Origin of the sequence: Subsaximicrobium wynnwilliamsii, assembly GCF_007997225.1 — a bacterium.
Taxonomy (GTDB): Bacteria; Bacteroidota; Bacteroidia; order Flavobacteriales; family Flavobacteriaceae; genus Psychroserpens; species Psychroserpens wynnwilliamsii.
Genome location: NZ_VORM01000055.1, coordinates 1 through 6,582, shown reverse-complemented (window position 1 = coordinate 6,582; position 6,582 = coordinate 1). Strand labels below are relative to the sequence as shown.

Sequence of the window (6,582 nt, the reverse complement as noted above, 5' to 3'; positions counted from 1 at the left end):
TTCAGATAGCGATTCCATAAACCTGCTAAAAAGTCCGCAGAGATTGGTTTCCGCATGATGTCACGAATTAGCTCTTAAAAAGTCTGGATTATGAATTTACTTGCTAATTCTGCTATTTTAGCCAACGCTCTTGAGTATGATTAGTTGCGTGTCTCAAGCGCTAATTTAGCAAATAAAAACGAACTAGCGAATCCACGAGGGTTTTCGGAAGAAGATCAGGCCAAGCAATTAATTATACGCGATGTTGGCTAAAGTAGTTAGATGATTTTGAAATTTTTGAAAATGTTCCGTTGCTGCAGTGCGTAAGAGTGGGATATGCTTTGGCCAATTCATGAGTTTAAGTACAATTCGATTTAGCAAGCAAGGTGGCAAGTGAGACTAATTCCGTCACTATTTGGTCATCGTAAATATTAGGCTTTAATTCCGCAACGGTTTTCAATTCCGCAACCTTGCTAAATTCAGAGTGTTGTTTGGTTCCGCAATCTTGTTAGAAACTCTTTTTATTTAACTCGGTTTTCTTTGAATTGTTTTTCAGATAGCGATTCCATAAACCTGCTAAAAAGTCCGCAGAGATTGGTTTCCGCATGATGTCAAGAACTAGCTCCTAATAAGTCTGGATTATGAATTTACTTGCTAATTCTGCTATTTTAGCCAACGCCCTTGAGTATGATTAGTTGCGTGTCTCAAGCAGTAAATTTAGCAAATAAAAACGAACTAGAGAATCCGCGAGGGTTTTCGGAAAAAAAACAGGCCAAGCAATTAATTATACGCGATGTTGTGAAAAGTGGCCTGGAATTATTGTGTTTTGTTGTTGCTTTCCCTGAGATAGTGCGATTGAGTGAGTTCCGCCGTTCCCAAAATCCGCGAACTTCGTGATTCCGTTCGAGTGGGAAATTCCGTATGAGTGAGCAATTCCGCAATACGATTTTACTCAGAGTGGATTTGAACAATTCAAGATCCCGCAAACCTTTCTGTCGACAAACATGCTAAAAGGCCGAGTGTCATTTTATCGGACTGGATTAGAAATCCGAAATAAAAATTCCGCGACCGTGAAAGGAATAGTTTTTTGAATTCCGATTGTCTAGTTCTGAGTGAATTCCGCCATTTTTTACAACGTTTAGTGTATGAGCAGTGGCGTGGTTCGTCACGGACAATTGCAAACAGGTGCTTGCCATTGGAAATTCCGCAGGAATTTCCAAGTAGGCGAGGACAAGCCATTGCTTATACACATTGTTGTGTGTAGTACTTTTCCTTAGTTTTGAATGCTTGTAAGTTTTACATTGTCGAAATATAGATAACTTCCTCCATCATAAACCCATTGTTCACTTGTTCCGTATGCATTAGTCGTTCTGTTTATCGATTCAGGTTTGCCCCAAGAATCTTCACACATTTCTTTTGTCATTCCGATTCGTACTTTATAATTTGTAACAATCTCGCCATATTCCTTACCATATTTTTTTACGAATTTATTTAGTCTTACAATACGTTTTTTTTCATTGTCAATTTGTCGCAGTTCTCGTTGCTCTTGTCTTAATTTAGCGTCAGCAATTTTTTCTTTTTCCAGACTGTCTTTTCTAATGGTTTCTCGTTTTTCTCTTAAATCTGCTCCAGCAACAAAGTCATTCCAAAAGATAAGATTATCCTTAATTCTATAGAATTCAAGTTCCTCTATAGTGTTATCTAATTTTTTTAAACTGAAAACAGGTGTATAATGGCTATGGTATTCTGTGTTAGGTTCTTTAATTGTGATTTTAGTAATTTGAAATATTTGCGATGAATCTAAGTGTTTTCGATTATAATTTTCTATTTCATAGTTTTCCGTATAATGCTTGTAACCTCGTTTTTTTAAAATTATTTTTTTGTCCAAATATTTATCTGTTAAGTAATTAAAGTATGGAACTGAAATTAATTTTTCTGAACTTGACTTATTTGAAATATTGAATATTATAATCTCATTACTTGTTTTATGATGAGTATAAATCTCAACATTACCACTAAGACTTATTGAAGATTGATACTTTTCTTGACGTTCATTAAATTCTCTACCATTGATTTTTTCCCTAAAACTGAAAGCACCATTATAAAAGTTAACTGAATCTACAACAAAATAATTTTCCTTTAACTTAAGGAAATCGATTAGTTCTTTATCCCATTTTTTGAGGTTAACTAATTGATTAGGTCTGTATCTTGCTTTTCCAAGTTTAAATTTAGTTTTAGGTAAGTAGCTTATAGATTCGTATTGGTCTGAATAGAAATCGTACTTTGAATTCTCAGGTAAGAAAAAAAGTTCCTTGCCAACTAAACCTAAGAATTGTTCGGCAGTTTTATATTCGTGAAGGTCAATTTTTTCGTTAAATTCAGCTACTAAAGGTTGGTCGATTTCAGTTTCATTATTAGGTTTTTCTATTGCAATTTGAGAAAAGCAATTAACTGAAAATAGTATTAGTAAAATTGTAATTTTTTTCATTCCGATTTTTTTTCTTGTATTACACACAACGTGTTTGTACAAGATTAGTTGCTGTGGTCAAGCTATAAAGCTAATAAATAATAACTGAATAGAAAGTCCGCGAGGACTTTCCTAAATAAGCCAGAAACAAGCAATTAATTTTGTACGGTGTTGCCTGCAGTACTTTTTTCAGTCGTAATGAAATCTACATTTCGCAATTAATATTTCTCCTTCTTTATATTGGTAAATCAGTCTATGTTCACTATCAATTCGTCTTGACCAAAATCCAGCGTATTTATGTTTCAACGGTTCAGGTTTTCCTATTCCATCAAATGGATTTCGAGCGATGTCTTTCAGAAGTTCATTTATCTTCTTCAGTTTTTTCTTATCGGTTTTTTGCCAGTATAAATAATCTTCCCAAGACTCGTCAACGAATACATACTTCATTTTAATTTTCGATTAGGTCTTTGTTAAAAGTCATTCCGCTCTTTAGTTTGTCAATTGCAGAATCTAATCGTAATTCATTTTTTCGAGAAGAAAGTTCGTGATTTGTAGCCATTAAAGAATTATATTCTTGTAATGACATTACTACAATTCCAGAATCTTTTCCTCGGTTTATAATTAAAGTCTCAAAATTCTTTGATACTCTATCCAAGTAACTTTTAATATCCTTTCTAAAATCAGAAACAGTTGCTATTTGCATAATATTGTATTTTATAAAGTACAAATATATGTACAAAATTTTACATACGCAATTTTTTCCCGTATTGCTGGCAACGTTTAGTATATGAAAAGTAGGCGATTTCGAAGCAAAAAATTTTCGGTTAAGTACCAAGTTCGATACAAGCCACAAGCCTAGATTTTACAAATGTTTCGCTTATTTTTTATATACATTGTTACCTCTCGTTTTTCTTCAATTATTGAAATGATTTATATGTTAATTTTCTCCAAAGTTTTTCTAAAGGACCTTGTTTCTGGTATTTAAGCCAAATCAGAGTTAGAATAATCTGAATTATCCAAATTGTAATAACAATGGGTAAAAGTTCAAACCTCGAAAATTGATTAAACCTACCTAAACCGTAACCATAAAAAATAAATCCTAGAATTATGCTTTGAAAAATATAGTTAGATAAAGCAGTTCTACCAATTTTTGAAATAAATTTAATTTTGGCATTCTTTAGATACTTTTGATAGAGTCCGTTGAATATCAATATATAACCAAATCCTAAAATTTCTTTCGGAAATGTAAACATAACACTCTGCCAAATATTTAATACAGGTTTGTGGTCTTCAAATGTCCAATGATAAAATCTAAAGTAATTAATCAGCAGACCTACTGTCAACACTGCAAGGCTAATAAGCCAATAGTGTTTCCAAACGGTATAGTCGGAAAAAATCCCTGCTCGATATAAAACTATTCCTAATAACATAATAATTAGCGTAACGAAGAGTAATGATTGATAATAAAATTCTCCTTTATGAACAGTTGCGTGTTGGTAAGATTTTTTGAGCCCTTCAAAATAAGTTGGCTTTGGGTTCTCAACTTTATCATTTGAAGTAATTTTTTTAGAATATCTCTTTTCCCAAGAGTTTATCTTTAGGTTTTGTTCATCTGTTCTTTCAGACATATTTGTTCGAATAGCTTCTTGATATTCTTTGTATTTTTCTATTCTTTCACTAGTTGTTGTAACTGATTTAATAATAGAGAATGATGCTAAAAAAAGAATAATTAATATTATATACTTGCTATTGATAGAACGGAAAGGAAGTAAAATTAAACCACATATTGCATAATGATATAGAACATCTCCATTCCAAATAAAATACGCGTGAATTACACCAAAGATGAATAACCACAGTAATCTTCTAGAATAAATATCTATACCTTTTAGACCTATGTTTTTCAATTCAAGTCGCTCTAAAAATATTGCGAAGCCTACTCCAAATAATAAGGCGAACATATTGTAGAATTTTCCTTGAGTCAAGAAATATACCCAAAAACGTGTACTGTTATCCAACGATGTTTGAAAACCATATTGGTAGGAACTCCAAGGATTGGGATATACGAAACTTTCTATATTGATAAATAGAATTCCCAAAATTGCAATTCCTCTTAAAAAATCTAATGATGGAATTCTTTCAGTTAATTTAGTTGGTTCTAATTTAGTGCTCATATTTTAGTTCAAATGAGAGGTAACGCTCTTGAGTATGATTAGTTGCGTGTCTCAAGCGCTAATTTAGCAAATAAAAACGAACTTTGGCATCCACGAGGGTTTTCGGAAGAAGAACAGGCCTAGCAATTAATTATACGCGATGTTGTAAAATGTAGTTTCGTGAATTTCAGACTTTAGATAAAATACTCATTTAGGTTGTGCGCTCGAGTAAGCAAATCCGCGAACTGCTCAAATTCCGCATCGTGCATAATTCCGCATCTGGCTAAATTCCGCATCTTGAGAAATTCCGCAAACTGTATAGGATCCGTTATTTATTCCGCAAACTTGCTTTAGAATCTCCATCTTTAATCGACTATTTTTTGAAATAAAAGCCGATTTTAAATTCCGCAAACTTGCTCAAGTTTCCGCAACACTTGGTTTTCTGGAATAGTTCAGGTCAGACAGTTTACAGATTCTGAATTTTTTTTTGGATCTGAGTGAATTCTGCTATATTTTACAACGTGTTTGTGTATGGTTAGTTGCGTGGTTAAGCAACTAAATTAGTAAATAGAAAACGAACCAGAGGAAATTCCGAAGGAATTTCCAAGTAGGCTAGAACCAAGCAATTAATTATACACTTCTTAAGTTTACAATTCATTAATTTTAGAACATAAACAGAAAAGACAAAAGAGAGGAATAAGGTTAATATACGCGCAGAAGCATAGACTTCGTCAACATTGTAAATCCCCTCTCTTTTCTACACAGATTTCGAACAGTTCTGTGAGGCTTTTAGACCTCGATTTCAAGTCGTTGAAACTCGCGTAGATTGTCCTTTCAAAAAAACATTTTCTCATGAATAAAGATATTAAATATTTTGGACTAGATATCAGCCATCTGGTCTTTGATGTCACTGACTCCGATGGCAATTATTATCAGTTTAAAAACGGATTGTCAGGCTTCAAAAAGTTCGCAAAACTCTTAGGCTCTCAAAGCCATTGTGTGATGGAAGCTACGGGTTATTACCACTATCAGCTGGCCTATTATCTGCTTGAAGACGGTATAAAAGTGTCAGTGGAAAACCCCTTGTCCGTAAAACGTTTCATCCAGATGAGACTCTCCAGGATCAAGACGGACAAGAGCGATTCAAAACTCATCTGCGACTACGCCCAGCAAGTTGAATTAAAACTTTGGAAGGGCAATTCTAAAGAGGTGCAAGAGTGTCTCCAGATTACCAGAGCCCTTTCTGTATACACAAAGCAGGGCACTATGTTGAAGAATAAACTGCATGGCGAGTCTGTTTTGGGAGAGCCAAGCAAAGCCGTTGTAAGGTCCTTGAAACGGAGTTTGAAACAGCTGGAGAAAGAGATGAATACCTTAGAGGGCAGGTTGTTGGTTTTGGTGAAAGAGTCACACCAGGATCTGTTTACCCGTTTAAAAACGATACCGGGAATCGGAAGAAAAACGGCCATCATGCTGATTGTCCTGACAGGTGGTTTTGAGCGTTTTTCGAGTTCCGGCGAACTGTGCAGTTATGCAGGTTTGACACCGGTGATCAGGCAAAGCGGGAGCAGTATAAAAGGACGGCCTCGAATCAGTAAGATGGGCAATCAAAAACTCAGGAATCTATTGTTTATGTGCAGTTTTACGGCCTGTAAACACAACAAGGCCTGCAGAGATCTCTATGAGCGAATTGTTGCAAAGGGCAAGAGCAAAAAACTAGCATTGATTGCAGTGTGCAATAAGCTGTTAAAACAGGCTTTTGCAATTGCTAAATCAGGCTTGATATTTGATAACGAATATAAAAGTGCGTTAGCGAAAAATTAATAGAATTTTACTTGTTTTTTAGCACAGTACTTTGTTGGCAACTGGCTTTTATTCACGATTATTTTTTCAGTTTCGATTTTTTTGTTTTTATTTCGGTTAATGATAAATTCAAACGTTTTCTTCTATCATAATTATTGAGCAATCAAATTCTCCACCGAC

The 6,582-nt window shown here is 34.2% G+C and carries 5 protein-coding genes; 1 reads left to right on the top strand and 4 read right to left on the bottom strand.

The window, feature by feature from the left end; all coding sequences use genetic code 11:
* Positions 1-1,252: 1,252 nt before the first annotated feature.
* From ESY88_RS20115 to ESY88_RS20100, 4 genes are all read right to left on the bottom strand, one after another.
* A complete protein-coding gene (locus ESY88_RS20115; protein ID WP_147088507.1) occupies positions 1,253-2,467 on the bottom strand; it encodes a hypothetical protein in 1,215 nt (404 codons plus the stop codon).
* A 168-nt stretch (positions 2,468-2,635) separates the two neighbouring features.
* Positions 2,636-2,893 carry a Txe/YoeB family addiction module toxin gene (locus tag ESY88_RS20110; protein WP_147088506.1) on the bottom strand — a complete coding sequence of 86 codons (258 nt, stop codon included), beginning with the start codon at positions 2,891-2,893 and terminating at the stop codon, positions 2,636-2,638.
* Between the two features lies 1 nt (position 2,894).
* Positions 2,895-3,149 carry a type II toxin-antitoxin system Phd/YefM family antitoxin gene (locus ESY88_RS20105; RefSeq protein WP_147088505.1) on the bottom strand — a complete coding sequence of 85 codons (255 nt, stop codon included), beginning with the start codon at positions 3,147-3,149 and terminating at the stop codon, positions 2,895-2,897.
* 214 nt (positions 3,150-3,363) lie between these two features.
* A complete protein-coding gene (locus ESY88_RS20100; RefSeq protein WP_147088504.1) occupies positions 3,364-4,620 on the bottom strand; it encodes a DUF418 domain-containing protein in 1,257 nt (418 codons plus the stop codon).
* 831 nt (positions 4,621-5,451) lie between these two features.
* Between ESY88_RS20100 and ESY88_RS20095 the strand changes: the two genes are divergently transcribed.
* Entirely contained in the window at positions 5,452-6,423 is a 972-nt protein-coding gene (locus ESY88_RS20095) for an IS110 family RNA-guided transposase (RefSeq protein WP_147088503.1), read from the top strand.
* The last annotated feature ends 159 nt before the right edge of the window (positions 6,424-6,582 follow it).

What these genes read in the sequence shown, in the direction of transcription:
- ESY88_RS20115 (WP_147088507.1), bottom strand. Translation starts at nt 2,467, where the DNA reads ATGAAAAAAATTACAATTTTACTAATACTATTTTCAGTTAATTGCTTT.
- ESY88_RS20110 (WP_147088506.1), bottom strand. Translation starts at nt 2,893, where the DNA reads ATGAAGTATGTATTCGTTGACGAGTCTTGGGAAGATTATTTATACTGG.
- ESY88_RS20105 (WP_147088505.1), bottom strand. Translation starts at nt 3,149, where the DNA reads ATGCAAATAGCAACTGTTTCTGATTTTAGAAAGGATATTAAAAGTTAC.
- ESY88_RS20100 (WP_147088504.1), bottom strand. Translation starts at nt 4,620, where the DNA reads ATGAGCACTAAATTAGAACCAACTAAATTAACTGAAAGAATTCCATCA.
- ESY88_RS20095 (WP_147088503.1), top strand. Translation starts at nt 5,452, where the DNA reads ATGAATAAAGATATTAAATATTTTGGACTAGATATCAGCCATCTGGTC.